The organism is Massilia jejuensis (genome assembly GCF_042656795.1).
Classification (GTDB): domain Bacteria; phylum Pseudomonadota; class Gammaproteobacteria; order Burkholderiales; family Burkholderiaceae_D; genus Telluria; species Telluria jejuensis.
Genome location: NZ_JBHSMS010000023.1, coordinates 151507 through 170920, shown reverse-complemented (window position 1 = coordinate 170920; position 19414 = coordinate 151507). Strand labels below are relative to the sequence as shown.

The following is a 19414-nucleotide window of genomic DNA, read 5'->3' as shown; positions in this document are numbered from 1 at the left end:
GGAAGTAAGGACGATGGCGCCTAAAGCCGCAGTGAAGGCTTGACCGGCCAGACCGGCGGCGCTCCATGCAAACGGCCTGCGAACAGGCCGTTTGCATGGAGCGCGACGGTGCTTATTCCAGGCTCGCCGGCGCCTTGAACTTGCGGTCGAATTCCCCTTGCGCACGCTCGACCCGCTCGACCGTCTGGGCATCGCCGCCCACCGGCCGCGTCGGCACGATGCGCGGCGTGATCAGGACGATGGTTTCGGTCGAACTGCCGGTTTCCTCGGTGTTTGAAAACAGTTTGCCGAGGCCGGGCACGTCGGCCAGCAGCGGCACGCCGGTACGGCGCTGGCCGGTGCTGGCCTTGATCAAGCCGCCGATCAGGATCGACTGGCCGTTTTCCGCCACCAGCTGGGTATTGACTTCGGTCGTCTTCTTCGACGGGATGCCGCCCAGCAGGGAACCCGAACTCACTTCCGGGCGCACGCGTAGCGCGATGCGGCCATCGGTGTCGACCGACGGCGTCACGCGCAGGATCACGCCGGTCTCGAGGAACTGGATGGTCTCGCTGGTGACGTTGTTGATCGTCGTCGTCACCCGGTAGCCCAGCTTGTCGCCGATGTTCGTGCTCGCTTCCTGGTTTTCCAGCGTCAGCAGCTTGGGCGTGGCCAGCGTGCGCACCCGTCCCTTGTTGCTCAGGGCGTTCAGGTAGAGGTCGACGTTCTGGTTGACCAGGTTGAAGACCAGGCCCGGCGCCCCGCGCGCGACCAGCCCGCTCGTGCCGATGCGGTTGGCACTGGCGCCCTCGCCGCTGAACACCTTATTCCACTCGATGCCGAAATTCTCGGTCTCGTCGAGCGTGATCTCGAGGATCTTTGCTTCGATCATGATCTGCTGCGGCTGGGTGTCGATCTCGCGCAGCAGGACCACGATGCGCTGCATGCCTTCCGGCGTATCCTCGACCACCACCATCCGGCGCGCCGGCAGCACCGTCACCTTGCCGCCGCGGCCGACATGCTTGGCCAGGATGTCGGCCACCAGCTGCGGCTCCGAATACAGCACTTTCAAAGCCCGCACTTCCATCTGGCCGATGGCTGGCATCTCGCTCGTTGCCGCCTGCGCCGGGTTGACGATCACATAGCCGTTCTCGCGCTTGAGTACCTGGTAGCCGCCCGCTTCCGCGATGGCATAAATGGCCTGGCGCGGCGTGATGTCGTACAGGCTCACGGCCACGTTGCCTGTGACGCCCTTGCCGAGCATGATGTTGACCCGTTCGTGGCGCGAGATCATTTCGAACAGCTCGGCGATCGGCGTGTCGCGAAACACGAAGGAGGTGGACACGCCCGGTGCGGACGCGGCGCTCGAGGACACCGCGGTGGCCGGCTGCGCGGCCTGGGGGCCTGCCGCCGCGCCGCAGGCCGTCGCCAGCAAGGACCCTGCCAGGGCCAGGTTCAACACGTTCTGCTTCATTTGCGGCTTGCCTCGTCGAGTACCAGAACGCTGCGTACGCCACGCTTGCTGAGCGTGACGCCGCGTTCTTCCACCTTGATTAGTTGATAGTCACCGAACCACTCGCCGACGGCGAGGATCTGGCCATTGATGTTTGCCAGCGCGCGTCCCGGCGTGACCATGAGGGCGCGCAGTTGCGGCAGCAGCGGCGGCGTTTGCATCTGCGTTTCGTCGGCGACGGCGCGCGGCGGCAGGGTGGGGCGCGCGAACGGATCGCGCAACTGCGGCCCCTGCGCGGCGGCCAGTAGCGGCGCCAGCGCCAGCAGCGTCGTTGCAAGGTGTTTCATGGCTGGTTCCCCTGCGGCTGCAAGGCCGCGACACGGATCTTCATGGCGACCTGGCCCGGCTTGTCGCCCGCGCGCATGTCGAAGCTGACGATGGCCAGATTGGGCTGGGCGCCTTCGATCGCGCCCATCCAGGCCAGCAGGCTGGCATACGAGCCGCTGGCGTCGGCGTCGAAACCGGTCTGGCTAAAGGACACGACGGTTTCCTCGGGCACCGGCGTGACCCCGTGCAGGGTCACGTTCCTGGCCTGCGCCAGCGCGCCGAGCTCGCCGATCAGGCGCACCAGCGGCTGCACCGCCGGTTGCGCCGCCGTGTGCGCAGACACCGCGCCCAGCCGTTTGACGAGCACCTCGACGTCGGTATCGAGCACGGCCAGCTGCGCGGCCAGCAGGCGTGGGTCGTTTCCGGCCAGGGCCAGCTGCGCCTGTTCGGCGCGCACCGCGCGCAGCGCCGCCAGCGGCGCCCGCAGCGCATAGAACCAGAGGCCGGCGGCGACGATCAGGAGCAGCCCGGCGCCCAGCAGGTGCAGCTGGCGCGGCGGCAGCGCGGCGGCCTTGCGGATCAGGGCGGCGTTCATGGCTGTTCCTCCCGTTTTACCAGCGAAGCGGCGAGGTTGAAGCTGACCGCGCCGCCATCTTCCGCCGCCGCCGTGCTGCTGTTGAGAAAGCGTACATTGGCCAGCAGCGGGTCGGCAGCGAGCGCCGCCAGAAAACCGGTCATCGCGCCATGATCGAGGGCCTGGGCGCCAATCTCGACCTGGCTGCCGAGGCGCCAGGCTTGCACCGCCGCGGTTTGCGGATTGCGGATCTGGACGACGCCGGCCGGCAGCGGCGCGGACGGTGGCGCCTGCAGCAATTCCTGGGTGCGCGAAAAACGCAGCTGAGCGAACCAGACCTTGCCGTCGAGCGTGCCGTTGACGCTGGCGGCCAGCGCGCCGACTTCGCCGGCGCCGCGCAGGGCGCCCAGGGCCGCGACGCTCTCGCGCAAGCCATCCTTGCGCGCTTGCGCGGCGACCAGCTGGGTGCGCATCGCGCTCGCCTGCGCCGACGCCGAGCGGGCCTGCTCGAGGCGCGGGGTTTCCAGCGCCAGGCGCCAGCGCAGGAGCGCGCCGGCGGTCCCGCCGAGCACCAGCAACAGGCCGAGGGCAAGGCCGTACCGGGTCACGGTGCGCCGCATGTGCAGCCCCTCGCGGTAGCTGCGCGGGATCATGTCGATATCAGCCACGGACTTCTCCTCGCAATGCCAGGCCGGCCGCCAGGGCGATGCCGTGGATGTCGCTGCCGACCGGGCTCGACAGGGGCGCGCCGCGGAAGGCTTTCAAGGGGGCGAGCAGTTCGACCGGCAGCCGCACCAGTTCCTCGACCCGCTCCTGGATGTGGCGGTAGCGCGCCACGCTGCCGTTCAGGTACACGCGGCTGATCGCGCTGCCGCGCGTGCGCGAGGCGACATACACTTGCGTGCGCACCAGTTCCTCGGCCAGTGCCGCGAATTCCTGGTACAGGATCTCGCGCACGGTGCGTCCGATGTCGGGCGCGCCGCCGGTCCCGTGCGGCGCGCCGGCCGGCGTGCCGATGCCGTGCTCGCGCAGCAGCGCCAGCGCGACGTCGGTGGACAGGCCGAGCGCGCGCGAGAGCCGGTCGACCAGCTGCATCTCGCCGAAATCGATCTCGCGGTCGAGCATCAGGCGCCGGCCCCAGATCACGGTCAGAAAGCTTTTGCTGGCGCCGAAATTGATCAACAGGACCGACTGGTCGAAATCGTCCTGCATCGCCGCCAGCAGGCGCGCGATCGCTGCCGGGCCGATGTCGAGCGCGACCGGCTCGAGCCCCGCGCCGCGCAGCGTCTCCAGGTAGGCCAGCACGCCCGTGGACGCCGCCACCGCTGCCAGCACCTGCTTTTCCGGGCCGGTCGCCTCGACGCTGCGCACCTGGTAGTAGTCGACCACCGAGTCGGCGGCCGCCGCGCCCAGCTGCTCGCGCACGGCCCTGGCCACCGCCTGCGGCTCGCTCTGGCCCGAGGGCACGTGCACCGTCAGCGGCAGGATCCGCACTTCGCTCGGCGCCAGCACCGACACCACGCGGCGCCCGGCAAATGGCGCCGCGCCCAGGGCCTCGCGCACGAATTGTTTCAGGCGGCGCGGGTCCGCCAGCAACTGGGCACGCTCGAACGGGTAAGGCAGCGACAGCGCCGCGCGCACCACCAGGCCATGGGCGGAAGGGGCGGTCTGCAGCATGTTCAGGCGCTGGGCGGCGAAATCGACGCCGATCGGCGCCGGCGCCGCAGCGCCGCGTCGGGCCAGCGCGGCAAGCCAGGACTTCATGCCGCCGCCTTTTCCGCCACGTTGGTGCGGATCGCGTTGCCGCCCGCATGCTTGGCCTCGTACAGCAATTCGTCGGCCAGTTTATAGGCCGCGTCGAAGTGCAAGCCGCCGTCGCAGGGCAGGCGCACCAGGCCCAGGCTGACGCTGGGCGTGACGGCGCCGGGCAGGGGAGCGGCCATGCGCGCCGAGATCGAGGCCAGCGCCTGCTCGACGCGCGCCGGCACCTCGCTGCCGCACATCAGCAGCGCGAACTCGTCGCCGCCCAGGCGCGCCAGGTATTCGACGTCACCCGGCAAGTGGGCAAACGCCGCCTGCACCGCGCGCAGCACTTCGTCGCCGCAGCCATGGCCGAAGGTGTCGTTGATCGATTTGAAGCGATCGATGTCGAACAGGCCGAACCAGCAGGCGACGCCCGCCTCGCGGTGATGGGCGGCCACGCGGTCGAAGTCGCGCTCGATGTGGCGCCGGTTCCAGGCGCCGGTGAGGTGGTCGCGGTTGACCAAGTCGGTCAGCTCGCGCTGGGCACGCTCCAGGTGAAAGCGCATCGTCAGGTCGTGCTTGCGCAGGCCCAGCGCGCGCGCCACCAGCGCCAGCGAGATCACGGCCGCCACCAGCATCAGGCATTGCAGCACCCACAGGTCGAGCGCGGCGAAGCGAACGCGCGCCAGGTAGGTCGAGGCGGTAAACATGAGGTAGATGGCGCCGGTGGTGGCCGCCGCCTCGCGCAAGCCCCAGGGCACGACCGGTACCAGCATGATCAACACCGCCACGCTCAGGAGCAGCATCGCGTGCAGGTGGCCCGAGCGGTGCGCCAGCAGCACCAACGAAGAGGCGCACACGACCAGCAGCAGCATCGCCAGCAGGTACAGGGCGCGCAGCTGCGCGATCTTCGCGCTCGACAGGTAGACGTGCAGCGCCAGCGCGCACAGCACCGAATAGGTGTACGTGTAGGCGGTGCCGAGTTCGAACACGGCCGACATGGCGGTGGCCAGGATCAGGAACAGCAGCGCGACAAGGCTGAGCAGGGCGACGCCGCGCCGGGTTTCATGCGTGATCACGGGCGTGGCGTAGTCGCGCAGTTCGGAGGCACCGAAATCGAGGCAGGACCAGACGCTGGACAGTGCGCTGAAGAGGGAGGCGGTTGTTTTCATGGCATTTGCGGTTAACTGCAGGGCAGGTAATAACCCACGTCGAGTTCAGGCTTGCTGGAACCGTCGAAACTGGTGAATGTCGTGTTGACCAGATGCGTCGGCTTGAGCAAGAGGCCATAGTTTCTTACCGTCCCGGCCGCCCATTGCTCGACCAGCACGGCGATCGAGGCCGTGTAGACCCCGTTGAACTGGGTCGGCGCGTTCGGGTCGATGGTCATGCTGGCCGCCGCCGCCGCCACGTAGTCGCCGCCCGGCGCGGTCCACGGCGTGCTCCAGGTAACGTTGTGGGAGGCCCAGTCGGTGGTGATGCGGTGGATGCCGAGGGAACGGTTGGTCTGGGTCGAGTTCGACCATTGCTTGGTCAGTTTCAGGTCGGCCTGGACGATCAAGGCCTTGTCGAATTCTCCCGGCAGCGCGAAATACACCAGCGGGTGCGCCGTGCCGTCGGTCGCTTCGAGTGTTTCGGCGCTCGCCAGTCCCCTTGGACCGGTGCGCATGATCGTGATGTCGTCGTCGCCGTCTCCCATCAGGATTTTCTGCTTCGGGTCGCCCAGGTTGTGGACCCGCACCTTGCGCGTCGACGCATGCACGGCGCCGGCGCCCGCTCCGGTGGTGGTGGCGGTCAGACCGACGGTCAGACTGCCGTTCGACCACGAGGTCGTGTTGACGACGACGGTTCCGCCGGGGAGCGCAAGCGTGCCGAAGTTGGCTTGGGCGCCGTTGTTGCACTTGTCTTTCGCGGTGCGCCATTTGGCCAGCTGCACACCGCTGGCAGCGAGGTAGCGCGCCACGTCGGCATCGTACTGGGCGTCGATGGCGGCGACGTTCATGCTGCCGTCACGGGTCATTGCGTAGGCCAGCGCGCCGATGACGGCCAGCGTCAGCGTCACCGGCAGCAGCAAGATCCCCTGTTGGCGGCCCCGGCTCATCGCGCGCTTCCCATGCGTACGGTGGCGCTGGCGGTCGTGTTCGGGCCGCCGTCCGGCAGGCCCAGGCTGAGGCTGACCGTAACCAGCGGCTGCTCGCTGTCGGCCGCGGCCACCGTCATGCCGAAGGCCGTGACCCCCTCGGCGAGGGGCGACGTTTTCTTGCCGATCTGTTCGACCAGCACGCCGGCGCTGACGCTGTAGACGGCGGGCTTGAGCCATTCCTCGCTCGGCTTGTCGATCAGGGCGGTCGACGGCGCCGTGAGACGGATGCGCGCGGCGATCCGTTCCAGGGCGAAATCGGCATCGCGCTCGAGTGCGATGCGCGCGCCCGCGACGGGGGCGGCAGCCGATGCGCTGCGCAGCATCGCCACCAGCGGCGCCATCACGAGCGCGCCGATGGCCAGGCCGAGCAGCAGCTCTACCAGGCTCAAGCCGCGTGCGTGGCTGTGGCCGGCCATGCTCACCGGGAGACCAGGGTCGTGAACCCATACCCGGTGTTCGTGCTGAGGGCGACGTGCAGCATGGCGGACCTGGCCCGCTCCAGGGCCGTCCCGGTGGGCAGAAAAACCGGCGCCTTGTTCGCTTCGTGCTCGTACAGCGAGATGGTGAGCTTGCGCACGACGTCCGCGCACGCGGCGTCCGCCGGCAGGACGTAGCTTGCGGCGCGGTCCTTCAGGGCGGCGCCCCACAGCGTCTGGTGCGGCTGCGCCAGGATGGTTTCCATCGTATTTTTCATGCAACGCAATTCCCGTGCTTTCGCCACGCCCACGTCCGCCGCCAGCAAGCCATTGCTGATCGCGTCTGCCATCGGCACGGCGCAGACGGCGAGCAGCACGACGGCGACCATGATCTCGGCGTAGGAGAAGCCATGTTGGCGGCGGCCGTTCAAAACGTCACCCGGCCGGTGCGCGGCGCCACCCGCACCACGCGCTCCACATCGCCGTGGCGAATCGTGACTTTGCCTTCTTCCTTGAGCTGCTCGGCGTCGCTGGCGCCGAGCACCATGCCTGGGGCTTGTGTGGCCAGCTTGGCAGGCATGGGGTACACTGGCGCGCCATCCGGACCGAAGACGGCATAATTGGTGCTCGCCCCGCCTTCGTAATTGAAAACCGAACTGACGATCGTCACATGCGGCATGCTGTTTTCCTGAAACCTGATCACGTAAGGGCGCTTGTCCACCGGATGGCCGGTCGCGAGGTCGCTGGAGGAGGTTGGCCGCACGATCCGCATGGTCTGGCTGCCAGGATCAACGCTGATTTTCTGGTAACTGCCGCTGCGGATGGCCTCTTGCCGGGCGAAACGCACCGCCCGTGCAATCTCGGCGGCGACCGCGTCGGCGGCGATGACCGCTTGCGGGTCGGCCCGGGGAATCGCGATCGCCGCCGTGACAGCGAGCACGGCGACCACCGTCAGCATTTCCGCAAGTGTCAGCCCGGCCTGGTGCCGCCCGGGAACGCCCCTGCCAGCCATGTCGGGCGTGGCGTCGATTAATGCAGGTGGTAGGCGCGGCCGTCGCGACCGACGGCTTTGCTGTTCATGTAAAACTTGCCGATGACATTGCTGAACACCCAACCGCCCGTTTCCACGGTAGGGGTGCCGGCGGCGGCATCCATGACGACCGTACTGACATTCTTGATCGAATCCTTCGGAATCTCGCGCAGGTAGGGACCGAACGGGAAATCGGGATGCGGACGGGTGCAGGTAGCACCGTCGGCGTTCGAGTAAGCCGTCAGTTGATCGACGAATGCCTGTTCCACGTCCTTTGCCCCGGTGCCGAGCACGCCGCCCGCGGCCGTGCAGCTGGCGCTCAGACCGCCGGAAGAAGGCGTCTTCGACGGATAATTATTCTTGTGTTGCACACGATACAATTCAATCGCCGAGCGTACCGTGCCCAGATTGGTATCGAGTGCCGCTTCCTGCGCATCGCTCGACGAACTGGAAAACTGTGGAATCGCAATCGCAGCCAGGATGGCAATAATGATAACCACGATCAAGAGTTCGATCAGCGTGAAGCCGCGGGCAGCATGGTTGCGCAAAGTGGAAGTCATCGTCATTTTAGGTAAGTGGCTGCGATTGGTTTACGGTTAGGGGGAAGAACAGAGATTAACATGAAGGCTGGAATGAATTATTGCCCGCAAACATTAAATTGCCAAGATTGTGGTTTTTTAATGCGCCGCCCGTGACATCTTGAAAATCGGCAGGATGATCGAAGTAACGATCGTCCCAACCAGAATGCCCATCACCAGCAGCATCACCGGTTCGGCCATTTTCGCCAGGGAATTCAACTGGCGCGTCAGGTCGCGTTCGTAGAAATCGGCAACCCGGCCCATGACGCGGCCGAGGGTGCCGGTCTGCTCGCCGGTATCGATCATCTGCTTGACGCTGACCGGGATCAAGGGGCTGTCGCGAAAGCCCGCGGCAATCCCGCGCCCTTCGGTCACTTGCACTTCGAGTTCGCCGATGAAGCGCTGGAATTCGGCGTTCGGAATGACGTTGCGGCACGCGCCCAGCGTGGCGAGAATCGTCACGCCGCGCTCGAGCGATATCCCCATCACGCGCATCAGGCGCGTCAAATAAATCTTGATGAAGATGTCCTTGACGAAGGGCAGGCGCAGCTTGAGCCGGTCCAGCGCCTCGCGCGCCTCCGGACGGCGCAGCGCCAGCAGGGCGCCTGCCGCCAGCGCCAGCAGGCCGATGCCGAATACCGCGCCATGCCTGGTCAGCACGTCGCTGGCGAAGATGAAGACCTTGGTCGTGACCGGCAGGTCGTCGTAGATCGCCGCGAACATCACCGAAAATTTCGGGAACACGGTCACCAGGATGAACACCACCACCAGGACCGAGAACACGATCAGGAAACCCGGATACGACAGGGCCGAGACGATCGTGCTGCGCAGCCGTTCCTGCTTCTCGTCCATGTCGACCAGCTGTTCCAGCACCGCGGGCAGGAAACCGCCTTCCTCGCTGGCGCCGATCAGGTTGATGTAGGTCGGCGGGAACAGGTCCGGGTGACGCGCCAGGGCTTCGGAAAAGCGCTGGCCGCCGACGATGTCGTTCGCCACTTCGCCGATGATGGTTTTCAGGCGTGGCTTGCCGGCCTGCTCGTGCAGCACGTTGAGCGCGTCGTGCAGGGGCACGCCGGTTTCGAGCAGCAAGGTCAGGCGTTCGGTAAACAGCATGCGGTCGGCGCTGCCGATGCGCGCCTCGGCCGTCAGGTTCCAGGCCGGCTTGCGTGCGGCCGCGGCCTTGGCGGCGGGCGCTGCCGCCGGTGCGTCATCCCATTCGAGTGCCATGCCGATTCCTTATAGCGAGTGCACGACGCGCGCGATTTCCTCGGGCGTGGTATCGCCGCCGAAGGCGCGCTCCATTCCGTCGGCATAGAGATCGCGGTGACCGCTGGCCGCGACGTGCTGGGCCATCACGTCCTTGCCGGTGTTGGCCACGATCATGCGCTGCAGGTCCGGTCCCACTTCGAGCAGTTCGTAGATGCCGAGCCGTCCCTTGTAGCCGGAGTCGTAGCACGACGGGCAGCCGCGCCCTTTTAAAAGCTTGAGGTTGCCTTCCCCCTTGTAGCCGTAGGCGGCGGCCGCGTTCGGCGGCACCAGGTAGCTCGTCTTGCAGGCCGGGCAGATGCGGCGCACCAGGCGCTGCGCCATCACCCCGATCAGGGCCGACGACAACAGGTAGGGCTCGACCCCCATCTCGACCAGGCGCGCCACCGCGCCGAGCGTGTCGTTGGTGTGCAAGGTGGTGAGCACCAGGTGCCCGGTGAGCGCGGCCTGCACCGCGATCTCGGCGGTCTGGCGGTCGCGCACCTCGCCCACCATGATGATGTCCGGGTCCTGGCGCAGCACGTGTTTCAGGATTTTCGGGAAGGTGAGCCCGATCGCATCGTTGACCTGGTTCTGGTTGATGATGTCGAGCTGGTACTCGACCGGATCCTCGATCGTGACGATGTTTTTTTCGATGCTTTTCAGGTAGTTGATCGCCGCGTACAGGCTGGTGGTCTTGCCGCTGCCGGTCGGCCCCGTGACGAGAATGAGTCCGTGGCTGCGTCCGAGCAGGCGTTTGAAGGTGTCGACGGCGCCGCCGTTCATGCCGAGTTTGTCGACGTCGAGGATCGACTGGTTCTTGTCGAGCACGCGCAGCACCACTTTTTCGCCGTAAATGCCGGGCAGGGACGAAAAGCGCAGGTCGACCGTGCGCCCTTGCGTCATGACCTGGATGCGCCCGTCCTGCGGCAAGCGGCGTTCGGCGATGTCGAGGTGCGCCATCACCTTCAGGCGCGAGACGATCGCCGGATGCAGTTCCACGCGCGGCGACATGACTTCGTACAGGATGCCGTCGATCCTGAGCCGGATGCGCGATTTGTTGCGCGAGATCTCGATGTGGATGTCGCTGGCGTTGTCGTGGATGGCGCGCTGGATCACCGCATTGACCATGTTGATCACCGGGCTGGCGCCGGCCATCTGGTCGATCTGCGTGTAGTCGTCCGGGATCTGGTTTTCCACCAGCTCGAGGTCGTCGGCCTCGCTGTGGATGAAGTCCGGCATCGTGCCGCCGTAGGCATCGTCGCGCACGCGGTTGATGTCGGCCGGCGGCGCCATCGCCACGCGGATGCGGCAGCCGGTACGGGCGCGGATCTCGTCGATGCTGTGTACCGCCTGCGGTTCGCCCGTGGCGACCGTCAGCGTGTTCTCGACCACGAACAGCGGAATCACGTTCAGGCGTTTGGCCACGTCGCGCTCGAGCATCGACACGGCGACCGGGTCGTACAGGCCGGCGCGCAGGCTCACGAAAGGCAGGTCGAGCTGCTCGGCCAGCGCCTGAAACAGCGCCGACTCCGACAGCCACTTCTTTTCGGCCATGATGAAACCCATGCGCTTGCCGGTCTGCTCTTGCAGGCGCGCCGCTTCCGCCACCTGGGCCGCGGTGACGATGCCGCGTTCGACCAGGATGTCGCCCAGTTTCAGCTGGCCGGCCTTGCGCGCCGGTTTCGCCTGCGCCTGGGGCGCGTCGTACAGCGCCACCTGGTCGGCCACGCCGGTTACCGTCAGGATGTCGAGCAGCAGCGGGCTCGGATAGGCCAGCTTCAGCCAGCCGCCCAGCGCGCCGAGGCGGCTCGCCGCGCGCGTCATCAGTTCCAGCGCGCGCCCCGACAACAGCGCCACCTTGCCCAGGTCGAGCACGATGCTGACCTGGTGCTGGGCGATGCATTCGGCGATCGCGCTTTCCAGCGCATCGATGGCCTCGGCGGCCACCAGCGCCATCGACGGCGCCAGGTAGGTCATCGAGCCGATGCGGCTGCGGGTCACTGCTTCGCTCATTTATGCGGCAGCCTTCGCCATGTCGCGCGCGATATTGAAACGCGCGATCCATTCAGGCTCGCCGGCGCAGATTTCCTCGAACACCTTGATGATGCTCGGGTCCAGCTGGCTGCCGGCCACGCGGGCGATTTCCGCCATCGCCACTTCATGGCTGCGCCCGGCGCGGTAGGCGCGCGAGCTGGTGATCGAATCGTAGGTGTCGGCCACCGCGATGATGCGCGCGTGCAGTGGAATGTCGTTGCCCTTCAAGCCGTGCGGGTAACCGGTGCCGTCGTATTTTTCCTGGTGGTGGCGCGCGCCCGGCACCGCGCCCTTCAAGCGGTCGATGTGGCGCAGGATCTCGTAGCTGCGCTCCGGGTGCACTTTGATGAAGGTGAACTCGTCGGCCGTCAGGCGGCCCGGCTTGCACAGCACCGCGTCGGGAATGCCGATCTTGCCCACGTCGTGCAGGAGCGAGCCCCAGAACAGGTCTTCGGTGTCGCGCGGGCCCAGGTTCATGGCCGCGCCGATCTGCATCGTGATGTGATGCACGCGCTCCGAATGGCCGCGCGTGTACGGGTCCTTCGCTTCGACCGCCTCGATCAGGGCGTTGGCCATCTGGTCGTTGAACTTCTGCGTTTCCGCCAGCATGCCGTACATCTTCGACAGGCCGGAGAGCTGGTTGGCCAGCAATTCGCCGAGCTTGCGGTCGCTGTTCGAGAAATCCGGCTTGGCCAGGTGGTTGGCCAGTACCAGGATCGCCACCACGCTGCGGTCGTGGATCACCGGACAGCACAGCAGTTTGAAGGGGAGGTCGGTAAAGATGTAGGCGCGGCGCGGGTCGGTGACGTCGTTGATGACGATCGGCGCGCGCGCCGAGTGCGTGAAGCGATAGAGGTCGCCGCGCATCTCGACCAGCACCAGGTCGAGGTTGTGGATCGGCGCCGACAGGTTCGTCGCGTGCACGCACAGGTTTTCGCCCGGTTTCACGAAAGCGGCAACGTCGGCCTCCATGTGTTCGGCCCAGCTTTGCAGCAGGCGCTGGAACAGGTCGGCTCCCGGTTCCAGTTGCTGGACCTGCTTGTCGATCGCATACACCAGGTGCAGTTCCTCGTAGCGCTCGGACAGTTCCAGCGCCATGTTGTCGAGTTCGCGCCTGGACGCGACCTCGTCGGCAATGCCGGCGCCGATGTCTTCCAGCGTTTCGGCCAGCGCGTCCCAGGCCACCGGTGCGTCCGGCAGGGGCGCGACCCGCACCGCCAGAAACCCGAGCAGGCCGTGCTTGCCGTTGACAGGCAGGTAGAGCAGCGTGACGCCGTCCGCATCGTGGCGCTGCATGCCGTCGCCGACGCAGGGCCAGGCGAAGCCGCTTGCAACTTGGGCGGCGATCCAGTCCCCGATGTCGCTGTCGGCCCGTGCCGACCAGAGCGGCGCGCCGGCCGCGGCGCAGACCGCGAAATCGTGCTCGACGCCGGTGGTGCGGCGCAGCCAGCGTGCGTAGCGGGTGTAATCGAGCTCGTTCAGGACTTCAGGCTGCATGGATGTTCTCCTGCCGGGTGGCGGCATGTGCGAAATGCGTCGCCAGGCGCGCAATCAATTGGCGGGGGCTGAGCGGCTTTTCGAGAAAGTCGACATTGGGCAGCTCGCGCACCCATTCGCGCTCGCCCGAGGCCGTCATCGAGGTCATCACGAAGATCGGGAAGCGGTCATCGGGATAGCGCGCGCGCGTGGTGCGGCACAGTTCGCGCCCGTCCATGCCGGCCATCTGGATGTCGCTGACCATCACGTCGGGGCGGCGCGCGCGCATCCGCTCGAGCGCTTCGCCGCCATCGTTGGCGCTGACGACCTCGTAGCCCTCGCGTTCGAGCATCAGGCGCAGTACGCGGATCACGTGCGGCTCGTCGTCGACGAGCAGGATGGTACGTTTGTTCATAGGACTTGGCCTCCTTCGACCAGGGCCGGCATCTTTTTCAGGTGGATCGAGAACACGCTGCCGTGTCCGAGTTCGCTGTCGATCGTCAGGCGGCCATGGTGCAGCTCGACGATCTGGTTGGTCAGGTACAGCCCGAGGCCGTGGCCGCCGCGCTGTTCGGTGCCGGTTTCGCGCACGCGGAAGAATTTCTCGGTCACGCGCTCGCGGTCTTCCGGCGTCATGCCGATGCCGCTGTCGCGCACGGCGATGACGACATCGGCGTCGCTTTCATCGGCGGCCAGCACGACCGTGCCGCCGGACTGGTTGTACTTGATGGCGTTGTTGAGCAGGTTGTTCACGGCGATGCGGAACAGGTCCTTGTCGACCGAGACGGCGGCCAGCTCGCGCGCCACCTGCAGCTCCAGGCGAATGCCCTTCGCTTCGGCACGCCCACGCGCCTGCTGCCAGGCATCGCGCAGCAGGTCGTCGAGTTTGACCCGATGGCGCTCGGGACGCATGCTGCCCATCTCCAGCTTGCTGACGTTGAGCAGGTTGTTGACCAGCGAATTCATGCGCTCGACTTCGTCCTGGATCACGTTGATCGCCTCGACCCGCACCGCCGGATCGTCGACGCCGGCATCGGCCAGCATCTCGCCGTACATGCCGATCGCGTTCAGCGGCGACTTCAGTTCGTGCGCCACGTGGGCCACGAAATCGTTGCCGGCCTGGCGCGCCAGGTGTTCGCGGGTGGCGTCGCGCAGCACGACCAGGGTGCCGTAGGCCATCGCGTGTCCCAAGAGCGCCTGGGCCGTGGCCCACAGGCGCTTGTCGGGCACGCCGGCCGGATTGAATTCGATCGTCATCTGGCTGCGCGTGTCCAGGCCGGCGCTCCGGAAGCGCGCCAGCATCGCGCGCAGTTCGGGATCGCGGCACCAGGCCTCGACCGGCTGCGACAGCACCTCGGCCACCGATACGCCCAGCAGCGGTTCGATTTTTCCGGTTGCAAACGTCACTTCGCCGGCCGGGTCGAGCACCAGCAGACCGTCGGGCAGGCACTGCAGCACCGCCTGCATCTTGTTGCTGCCGTATTCGAGCAGGCGCCCGCTGGCCATGCTGGCCACGCTTTCCTGCTCCAGTTCGCGGATGCGGGCGCTGGCCTGGTCGAGGTAGCGATTCAGCTTGCGGGCCAGGCCGCGCACGTCGGCGTCGGCCTCGGCGGCCGGCGCGAGCGTCAATGCCTGGCCGGCGCCGGCCTGGCTGGCGGCCACCGTGCGCAGCTGCTCGCCGAGCGCGGCCAGCGGCGCCATCTCGCGCTTGATCACGAGGTAGATCAGCGGCACCAGCAGGAACATGGCCAGCGCGATCAGCGCATAGAAGGGCAGGTCCTTGATGGCGAAAGGCGTGCGCGGTTCGAAGTAACCGATGCGCACTTGCATTTTCTCGTCGGCGCTGGCCAGCGGGCCGTGGAATTCGCGGATCGCGCGTCCGTTCTGGCCAGCCGGCAGCGCGCGTTCGGCAAAGCCGGTCAGGGCCAGCGGCGCCGGCGGCGGCACCAGGGCGCCGGCGCTGGCCACTTCGGCCAGGTTGCGGCCATTGTCCGCGCTGACGGCGGCATAGGCGAAATCGGGATTGTCGCGGTAGGCCAGGATCGAATCGAGCACGCCGGGCGCGCCCTTGGCCGGCACCAGCACCGACAACGGCAGCGCCGCCAGCGAGCGCACCATGCCCAGTCCCTGGACGCGCACCTGTTCTGCGTGCCCGGTCTGCTGGCGCTGCAGCAGCAATGCGACGACCAGTGCGATCACCGCCAGTGAGGACACGACGAGAATCAGGCCGATCCGGTTGTTTTTCATGGTTGGGGCGGTCCTTGCAGGCGCTCGGGCGCAGGTCGACGGTAAGTGGAGCGGAAGCGCAAACTATAGTTGAAAATTTCTTTAAGGAAAATAACATTCTGCTGCGGCGACCGCTCCGGTCAAATTTTTGTCGATGCCGGGACACATATCCGGCCGATCGCAGGGTCGAACGTCGCCCCGCCGCCGCATTGCGGAACAGGACGTTCGCATCATCCGCGCTATAGTGATAGCAACCAGACATCATCCTGACGACACATGAGCCATTCACGCAACGACGCCTCCGACCACGACCAGGGCGATGACGATTTCCTCGAACGCGAACTCGGCCTGGCCGCGCGCGGCATCGAACTGGTGAAAATGGAAGGGCGGGTGTTCCTGCGCTTTTCAGGCGAAGTCACCTACCATGGCCTGCGCGTGCCCTATGCGCTGGTGCCCGCGCGCGGCGTCCTTGCCAAGCCGAGCAAATGGCGCAAGATGGAACTGGCGGCACGCCGCGCGCTGATCGAGGAACGCACCGGCGACAAGGCGCTGGCCGAACTCCAGCTCGACACCGAGGAATTCGTGCGCGACATCGCCGAGCAGGCCGACGACGCCGGCTTCGACCCGCGCCTTTTCCTCGGCGTGCTCGACGAGCTGGAAACGTCGGAACCGGCCGAGTACGTATTCGAGCGCATTCGCCAGCGGGTCGACCACGCGATCGAGCGCGAGCAGGAAGAGCGCCACGCCGCGCGCACCAAGGAAAGCATCAACCTGGCCGAATACCCGGAGTCGTTCGAGGTCGCCAGCCGCATGCAGCGTAGATTCATCGCCCTCCTGGGGCCGACCAATTCCGGCAAGACCCACCGCGCGATGGACGCGCTGGCGAAAGCGGCCAGCGGCGCCTACCTGGCTCCCTTGCGCCTGCTGGCGCTGGAAAATTACGAACGCCTGCAGGCAGCGCGTCCGCACGGCGCGCCCTTGAAGGTAAGCCTGATCACGGGCGAGGAACGGCGCATCGCCGCAGGCGGCACGCACGTGGCCAGTACCGTCGAAATGCTCGACAGTAAAACGCCGATCGAGGTGGCCGTGATCGACGAGATCCAGATGCTGGCCGACCGCGACCGCGGCGCCGCCTGGACCGCCGCCGTCTGCGGCGCGCCCGCCTCGGTCGTCTACCTGGTCGGCGCGCCCGAAGCAAGGCGCGCGATCGAGGCCTTGGCCGAACGCCTGGAAGTGCCGCTCGAGGTGCACGTCCTGAAACGCATGGCGCCGCTGGCGATGGAAGCGGCGCCGGTGCGCAAGCTGTCGAACCTGCGCCGGGGCGATGCCGTCATCGCTTTCTCGCGCCGTGAAGTGCTGATGTGGCGCGACATGATCACCGACAAGGGCCTGTCGGTCGCCACCGTCTACGGCAACCTGTCGCCGGAAGTGCGGCGCGCCCAGGCCGGGCGGTTCCGGGAGGGGCAGGCCGACATCGTGGTCGGCACCGACGCGCTGGCCATGGGGCTGAACATGCCGATCGCGCGCATCGTGATGACGACCGCCGTGAAATACAACGGGGTCGAGGAAGAAGAGATATCGGCGGCGCTGGCGAAACAGATCGCCGGGCGCGCCGGGCGCTTCGGCGTGCACGAAGAGGGTTTCGTCGCCGGCTATGACGACGACACCCACGAAGTCATGCGCGCCCTGATGAAGGAGAAAATCCCGCCGGTGCCGGCCAGCGGCTTTGCCGTCGCCCCTTCCCTCGAGCAGCTGCACCGCATCTCCTCGGTCACCGGCGAGACCTCGCTGGTGAAACTGCTGCGCCGTTTCGTCCACAACATCGATGTCCCCGACGGCTTCTTCTATCCGCGCATCACCGAAGACCAGAACGAACGCGCCGAATGGCTCGACACCCTGGACCTGTCGGTGGCCGACAAGTTCATGCTCTCCCTGGTGCCGATCTCGAGCCGGGTGCCGATGCTGCAAAGCGCCTGGGAACACTGGGCCTTGTCGCTGGCGAAAAAGAAAGTCGCGCGCCTGACGCCTCATCCCGAAGGCCTGTTCTGGAAGAATTTGCAGGAAGTGGAAGACACCTGCCGCCTGTATTCGGCCTATGCCTGGCTCGGTTACCGCGCACCGGAATTTTTCCCCAGCATCGAGGAAGCCCAGCAACTGGCGCGCGAGGCGTCGGAGCGGGTCGACGCGCTCTTGCAGCAGCAGAATGCGGCCACGCGCAAGCGCCACGCGACGACGGCCGGCAAGCCGGCCAGGCACAAGCGCCGCGCGTGATCCGGCGCAGGCGCGGCGGCCAGCCTGCGTCCTGCCCGGCCGCGGTGTACGATGGCGGATTCGCCACTGGAGCATCGACCATGACCACCCAGCACACCTTGGAGAGTTTCAACCAGCGCGGCATCGGCACGCTGCCCGGCTACCTCGGCATCGAAGTCCTCGAGATCGGCCACCAGAGCATGACGGCGCAATTGCCGATCAAGCCGCATTTGCTGGCGCCGAACGGCTACCTGCATGCCGGCAGCGTGGTGACCCTGGCCGACACCGCCGCCGGCTACGCCTGCATCGCCAACCTGCCCGAAGGGGCGCAGAATTTCACGACCATCGAGCTCAAGTCGAACCATGTCGGCACCGCGCGCGAAGGAACGATCCTGGCCGTGGCGAGCGTCGTGCACATGGGGCGCACGACCCAGGTGTGGGACGTGAAGGTGACGGACAAGTCGAACGGCAAGACGATTGCCCTGTTTCGCTGTACCCAGATGATCCTGTACCCGAAATAGAATCGCGCCTGTCACGGCGGTGGCGGCACGCACGCCGCCGCCACGCCGCCGGCGCTGCCGCCGACGGCCGGCAAGTCGGAAGGCGGTTTGCCGTTGCCGACCAGGATCGCCGGCTGGCCCTTGTAGGTCAGCGTCAACTGCTCGCCCGCATAGTGGTCGAGCGTTTTCGGTACGAAGACGGCGAAGCGGTAATTCAGGTCGGGATAGAAGCCACTGTGGAAAATCTGTTCCGACGGTCCTTCCTGGATTTCGGCGGCGATCGCGTCGAGGATGGGCAGGGTGTCGCCGGCGTTGTTCAGGTCGACCTGGCCCTGGTAGCGCAGCGAGTAAGGCGGCAGGCCGCCGAACTCGCGACCTTCGTAGCTGACGCGAAATTGATTGACGTTGTAGTGAAAGCCGCGCCGGGCACGGTCGGTGACGTCGATATTACACAGCACAAAGATTGCCCAGAAGCCCTGCGAGTCGACCGGCGACAGGTAGCCGACCCGGTACAGGGCCGCCGACAGCGGGATCGGGTTGGTAAAACGGATTTCGTGCGCATTGGCGACGTGCTGGTAGTGCAGCACGGCGAGCGCCTTCGGCCGCGGTCCGGCGCAGGCGGCCAGCGCGAGCAGCGCGGCGAACATGGCTATCCGGCGGAAAACATAACCCATTGCATCTCCTTTGCGCGCATGGCTGCCGGCCCATCGCCAGCGAATGCATCAAGCTTGGTCCGTCGCGGCGTCGCGCTTTTGCGCTAAGTCAGGCGTGCTGTAGCATTTGCAGCGCCATGCATACGATCCAGTGTAATGACAGAAGGGCATCGCGGCAAGGCGAGCACGGCAGGTATCCGCGGTTGGCGCCGCTCCAGCCGAGCGGGGCAGGCCGGTGGCGCCAGCGGCGTCAGCCGGCGGCCAGCGCCTTTTGCAGCAGGGCGTGCACCTGCGTGAAATCGGGTTCGCCGACATAGCGCTTGAGGATGGTGCCGTCCTTGCCGATCACGAAAGTGGTCGGGGTCAGGGTGACGTCGCCGAAGGATTTGGCGATGTCGCCGCCGGCGTCGAGGGCCACGATGAAGGGGAGCTTGCGCGTCTCGGTGAAGTTCAGCACGTAGTTCGGCGGGTCGTACTGCATGGCGACGGCAACGAATTCCAGGCCCTGGCCCTTGAACTTGTTGTAGGTGTCGACCATGGCCGGCATTTCCTTCACGCAGGTGGTGCAGGAGGTGGCCCAAAAATTGACCATCACCACCTTGCCGCGCAAATTGGCGGTGCTGATCTTGTCGCCGGCAATGCTGATGAAGGTGACGTCGGGCGCCTTTTCCCCCTTCGCCATGAACGTGTACGCGGCGCCCGCCAGCGCCAGCACGACGGCGCCGATGGCGGCGGGTTTGATCCAGGAACGGTGTCGAGCAGTCATGGCGCGGACGAAAAAAGG

Annotated in this window: 20 protein-coding genes; 2 read left to right on the top strand and 18 right to left on the bottom strand. The window is 66.6% G+C overall.

What is annotated here, in order from left to right:
• Positions 1 to 112: 112 nt before the first annotated feature.
• The 16 genes from ACFPOU_RS06430 to ACFPOU_RS06355 all read right to left on the bottom strand — a co-directional run bounded on the left by ACFPOU_RS06430 (position 113) and on the right by ACFPOU_RS06355 (position 15248).
• Positions 113 to 1453, bottom strand: coding sequence for a type II secretion system protein GspD (locus tag ACFPOU_RS06430; protein ID WP_379718354.1), 1341 nt, complete (start codon positions 1451 to 1453; stop codon positions 113 to 115).
• Positions 1450 to 1779: a hypothetical protein gene (locus ACFPOU_RS06425; RefSeq protein WP_379718351.1), complete on the bottom strand. Its 330-nt coding sequence runs from the start codon at positions 1777 to 1779 to the stop codon at positions 1450 to 1452. Before ACFPOU_RS06425 ends, ACFPOU_RS06430 begins: the two co-directional genes overlap by 4 nt.
• Positions 1776 to 2354, bottom strand: coding sequence for a hypothetical protein (locus ACFPOU_RS06420; protein WP_379718349.1), 579 nt, complete (start codon positions 2352 to 2354; stop codon positions 1776 to 1778). The genes ACFPOU_RS06425 and ACFPOU_RS06420 overlap by 4 nt, the downstream gene beginning before the upstream one ends.
• Complete coding sequence (locus ACFPOU_RS06415) at positions 2351 to 3001, bottom strand: hypothetical protein (RefSeq protein ID WP_379718346.1); 651 nt, start codon at positions 2999 to 3001, stop codon at positions 2351 to 2353. Before ACFPOU_RS06415 ends, ACFPOU_RS06420 begins: the two co-directional genes overlap by 4 nt.
• Positions 2994 to 4097 (bottom strand): pilus assembly protein PilM, encoded by a 1104-nt coding sequence (gene pilM / locus ACFPOU_RS06410; RefSeq protein ID WP_379718343.1) that lies wholly within the window; start codon positions 4095 to 4097, stop codon positions 2994 to 2996. Before pilM ends, ACFPOU_RS06415 begins: the two co-directional genes overlap by 8 nt.
• Positions 4094 to 5248, bottom strand: a complete 1155-nt coding sequence (locus ACFPOU_RS06405; protein WP_379718340.1) for a GGDEF domain-containing protein — start codon at positions 5246 to 5248, stop codon at positions 4094 to 4096. The genes pilM and ACFPOU_RS06405 overlap by 4 nt, the downstream gene beginning before the upstream one ends.
• Positions 5249 to 5259: 11 nt before the next feature.
• Positions 5260 to 6177 carry a DNRLRE domain-containing protein gene (locus ACFPOU_RS06400; RefSeq protein ID WP_379718336.1) on the bottom strand — a complete coding sequence of 306 codons (918 nt, stop codon included), beginning with the start codon at positions 6175 to 6177 and terminating at the stop codon, positions 5260 to 5262.
• Positions 6174 to 6635 (bottom strand): prepilin-type N-terminal cleavage/methylation domain-containing protein, encoded by a 462-nt coding sequence (locus ACFPOU_RS06395; protein ID WP_379718333.1) that lies wholly within the window; start codon positions 6633 to 6635, stop codon positions 6174 to 6176. The genes ACFPOU_RS06400 and ACFPOU_RS06395 overlap by 4 nt, the downstream gene beginning before the upstream one ends.
• A 2-nt stretch (positions 6636 to 6637) precedes the next feature.
• Entirely contained in the window at positions 6638 to 7066 is a 429-nt protein-coding gene (locus ACFPOU_RS06390; protein ID WP_379718330.1) for a type II secretion system protein, read from the bottom strand.
• Positions 7063 to 7647 carry a GspH/FimT family pseudopilin gene (locus ACFPOU_RS06385; protein ID WP_379718327.1) on the bottom strand — a complete coding sequence of 195 codons (585 nt, stop codon included), beginning with the start codon at positions 7645 to 7647 and terminating at the stop codon, positions 7063 to 7065. The genes ACFPOU_RS06390 and ACFPOU_RS06385 overlap by 4 nt, the downstream gene beginning before the upstream one ends.
• A 17-nt stretch (positions 7648 to 7664) precedes the next feature.
• Complete coding sequence (locus tag ACFPOU_RS06380) at positions 7665 to 8225, bottom strand: prepilin-type N-terminal cleavage/methylation domain-containing protein (protein ID WP_379718325.1); 561 nt, start codon at positions 8223 to 8225, stop codon at positions 7665 to 7667.
• A 117-nt stretch (positions 8226 to 8342) separates the two neighbouring features.
• Positions 8343 to 9470: a type II secretion system F family protein gene (locus tag ACFPOU_RS06375; protein ID WP_379718323.1), complete on the bottom strand. Its 1128-nt coding sequence runs from the start codon at positions 9468 to 9470 to the stop codon at positions 8343 to 8345.
• A 9-nt stretch (positions 9471 to 9479) separates the two neighbouring features.
• The gene (locus ACFPOU_RS06370; protein ID WP_379718321.1) at positions 9480 to 11504 is read right to left on the bottom strand and encodes an ATPase, T2SS/T4P/T4SS family; all 2025 of its coding nucleotides are present in this window, start codon (positions 11502 to 11504) and stop codon (positions 9480 to 9482) included.
• On the bottom strand, positions 11505 to 13022 hold the full coding sequence (locus ACFPOU_RS06365) for an HD domain-containing phosphohydrolase (RefSeq protein ID WP_379718319.1): 1518 nt from the start codon (positions 13020 to 13022) through the stop codon (positions 11505 to 11507). It abuts the gene before it with no gap.
• On the bottom strand, positions 13012 to 13416 hold the full coding sequence (locus tag ACFPOU_RS06360) for a response regulator (RefSeq protein WP_379718317.1): 405 nt from the start codon (positions 13414 to 13416) through the stop codon (positions 13012 to 13014). Before ACFPOU_RS06360 ends, ACFPOU_RS06365 begins: the two co-directional genes overlap by 11 nt.
• A complete protein-coding gene (locus ACFPOU_RS06355; RefSeq protein WP_379718315.1) occupies positions 13413 to 15248 on the bottom strand; it encodes an ATP-binding protein in 1836 nt (611 codons plus the stop codon). Before ACFPOU_RS06355 ends, ACFPOU_RS06360 begins: the two co-directional genes overlap by 4 nt.
• Before the next feature lie 255 nt (positions 15249 to 15503).
• Here ACFPOU_RS06355 and ACFPOU_RS06350 point away from each other — a divergent pair, with 255 nt between their 5' ends.
• Both ACFPOU_RS06350 and ACFPOU_RS06345 read left to right on the top strand, forming a co-directional pair.
• Positions 15504 to 17498: a helicase-related protein gene (locus ACFPOU_RS06350; RefSeq protein ID WP_379718313.1), complete on the top strand. Its 1995-nt coding sequence runs from the start codon at positions 15504 to 15506 to the stop codon at positions 17496 to 17498.
• 80 nt (positions 17499 to 17578) lie between these two features.
• The gene (locus ACFPOU_RS06345; protein WP_379718311.1) at positions 17579 to 17998 is read left to right on the top strand and encodes a PaaI family thioesterase; all 420 of its coding nucleotides are present in this window, start codon (positions 17579 to 17581) and stop codon (positions 17996 to 17998) included.
• Between the two features lie 11 nt (positions 17999 to 18009).
• Here the strand turns inward: ACFPOU_RS06345 and ACFPOU_RS06340 are convergent, their stop codons facing one another.
• Both ACFPOU_RS06340 and ACFPOU_RS06335 read right to left on the bottom strand, forming a co-directional pair.
• Positions 18010 to 18651 carry a hypothetical protein gene (locus ACFPOU_RS06340; RefSeq protein WP_379718309.1) on the bottom strand — a complete coding sequence of 214 codons (642 nt, stop codon included), beginning with the start codon at positions 18649 to 18651 and terminating at the stop codon, positions 18010 to 18012.
• A gap of 229 nt (positions 18652 to 18880) precedes the next feature.
• Entirely contained in the window at positions 18881 to 19396 is a 516-nt protein-coding gene (locus ACFPOU_RS06335) for a peroxiredoxin family protein (RefSeq protein WP_379718307.1), read from the bottom strand.
• Between the last annotated feature and the right edge of the window lie 18 nt (positions 19397 to 19414).

Bases quoted from the DNA above. Each gene is read 5' to 3' on its own strand.
- ACFPOU_RS06365 (WP_379718319.1), bottom strand. From the start codon at position 13,022: ATGCAGCCTGAAGTCCTGAACGAGCTCGATTACACCCGCTACGCACGC.
- ACFPOU_RS06425 (WP_379718351.1), bottom strand. From the start codon at position 1,779: ATGAAACACCTTGCAACGACGCTGCTGGCGCTGGCGCCGCTACTGGCC.
- ACFPOU_RS06355 (WP_379718315.1), bottom strand. From the start codon at position 15,248: ATGAAAAACAACCGGATCGGCCTGATTCTCGTCGTGTCCTCACTGGCG.
- ACFPOU_RS06360 (WP_379718317.1), bottom strand. From the start codon at position 13,416: ATGAACAAACGTACCATCCTGCTCGTCGACGACGAGCCGCACGTGATC.
- ACFPOU_RS06350 (WP_379718313.1), top strand. From the start codon at position 15,504: ATGAGCCATTCACGCAACGACGCCTCCGACCACGACCAGGGCGATGAC.
- ACFPOU_RS06345 (WP_379718311.1), top strand. From the start codon at position 17,579: ATGACCACCCAGCACACCTTGGAGAGTTTCAACCAGCGCGGCATCGGC.
- ACFPOU_RS06385 (WP_379718327.1), bottom strand. From the start codon at position 7,647: ATGGCTGGCAGGGGCGTTCCCGGGCGGCACCAGGCCGGGCTGACACTT.
- ACFPOU_RS06400 (WP_379718336.1), bottom strand. From the start codon at position 6,177: ATGAGCCGGGGCCGCCAACAGGGGATCTTGCTGCTGCCGGTGACGCTG.
- ACFPOU_RS06335 (WP_379718307.1), bottom strand. From the start codon at position 19,396: ATGACTGCTCGACACCGTTCCTGGATCAAACCCGCCGCCATCGGCGCC.
- ACFPOU_RS06420 (WP_379718349.1), bottom strand. From the start codon at position 2,354: ATGAACGCCGCCCTGATCCGCAAGGCCGCCGCGCTGCCGCCGCGCCAG.
- pilM (WP_379718343.1), bottom strand. From the start codon at position 4,097: ATGAAGTCCTGGCTTGCCGCGCTGGCCCGACGCGGCGCTGCGGCGCCG.
- ACFPOU_RS06370 (WP_379718321.1), bottom strand. From the start codon at position 11,504: ATGAGCGAAGCAGTGACCCGCAGCCGCATCGGCTCGATGACCTACCTG.
- ACFPOU_RS06340 (WP_379718309.1), bottom strand. From the start codon at position 18,651: ATGGGTTATGTTTTCCGCCGGATAGCCATGTTCGCCGCGCTGCTCGCG.
- ACFPOU_RS06405 (WP_379718340.1), bottom strand. From the start codon at position 5,248: ATGAAAACAACCGCCTCCCTCTTCAGCGCACTGTCCAGCGTCTGGTCC.
- ACFPOU_RS06380 (WP_379718325.1), bottom strand. From the start codon at position 8,225: ATGACTTCCACTTTGCGCAACCATGCTGCCCGCGGCTTCACGCTGATC.
- ACFPOU_RS06430 (WP_379718354.1), bottom strand. From the start codon at position 1,453: ATGAAGCAGAACGTGTTGAACCTGGCCCTGGCAGGGTCCTTGCTGGCG.
- ACFPOU_RS06375 (WP_379718323.1), bottom strand. From the start codon at position 9,470: ATGGCACTCGAATGGGATGACGCACCGGCGGCAGCGCCCGCCGCCAAG.
- ACFPOU_RS06395 (WP_379718333.1), bottom strand. From the start codon at position 6,635: ATGGCCGGCCACAGCCACGCACGCGGCTTGAGCCTGGTAGAGCTGCTG.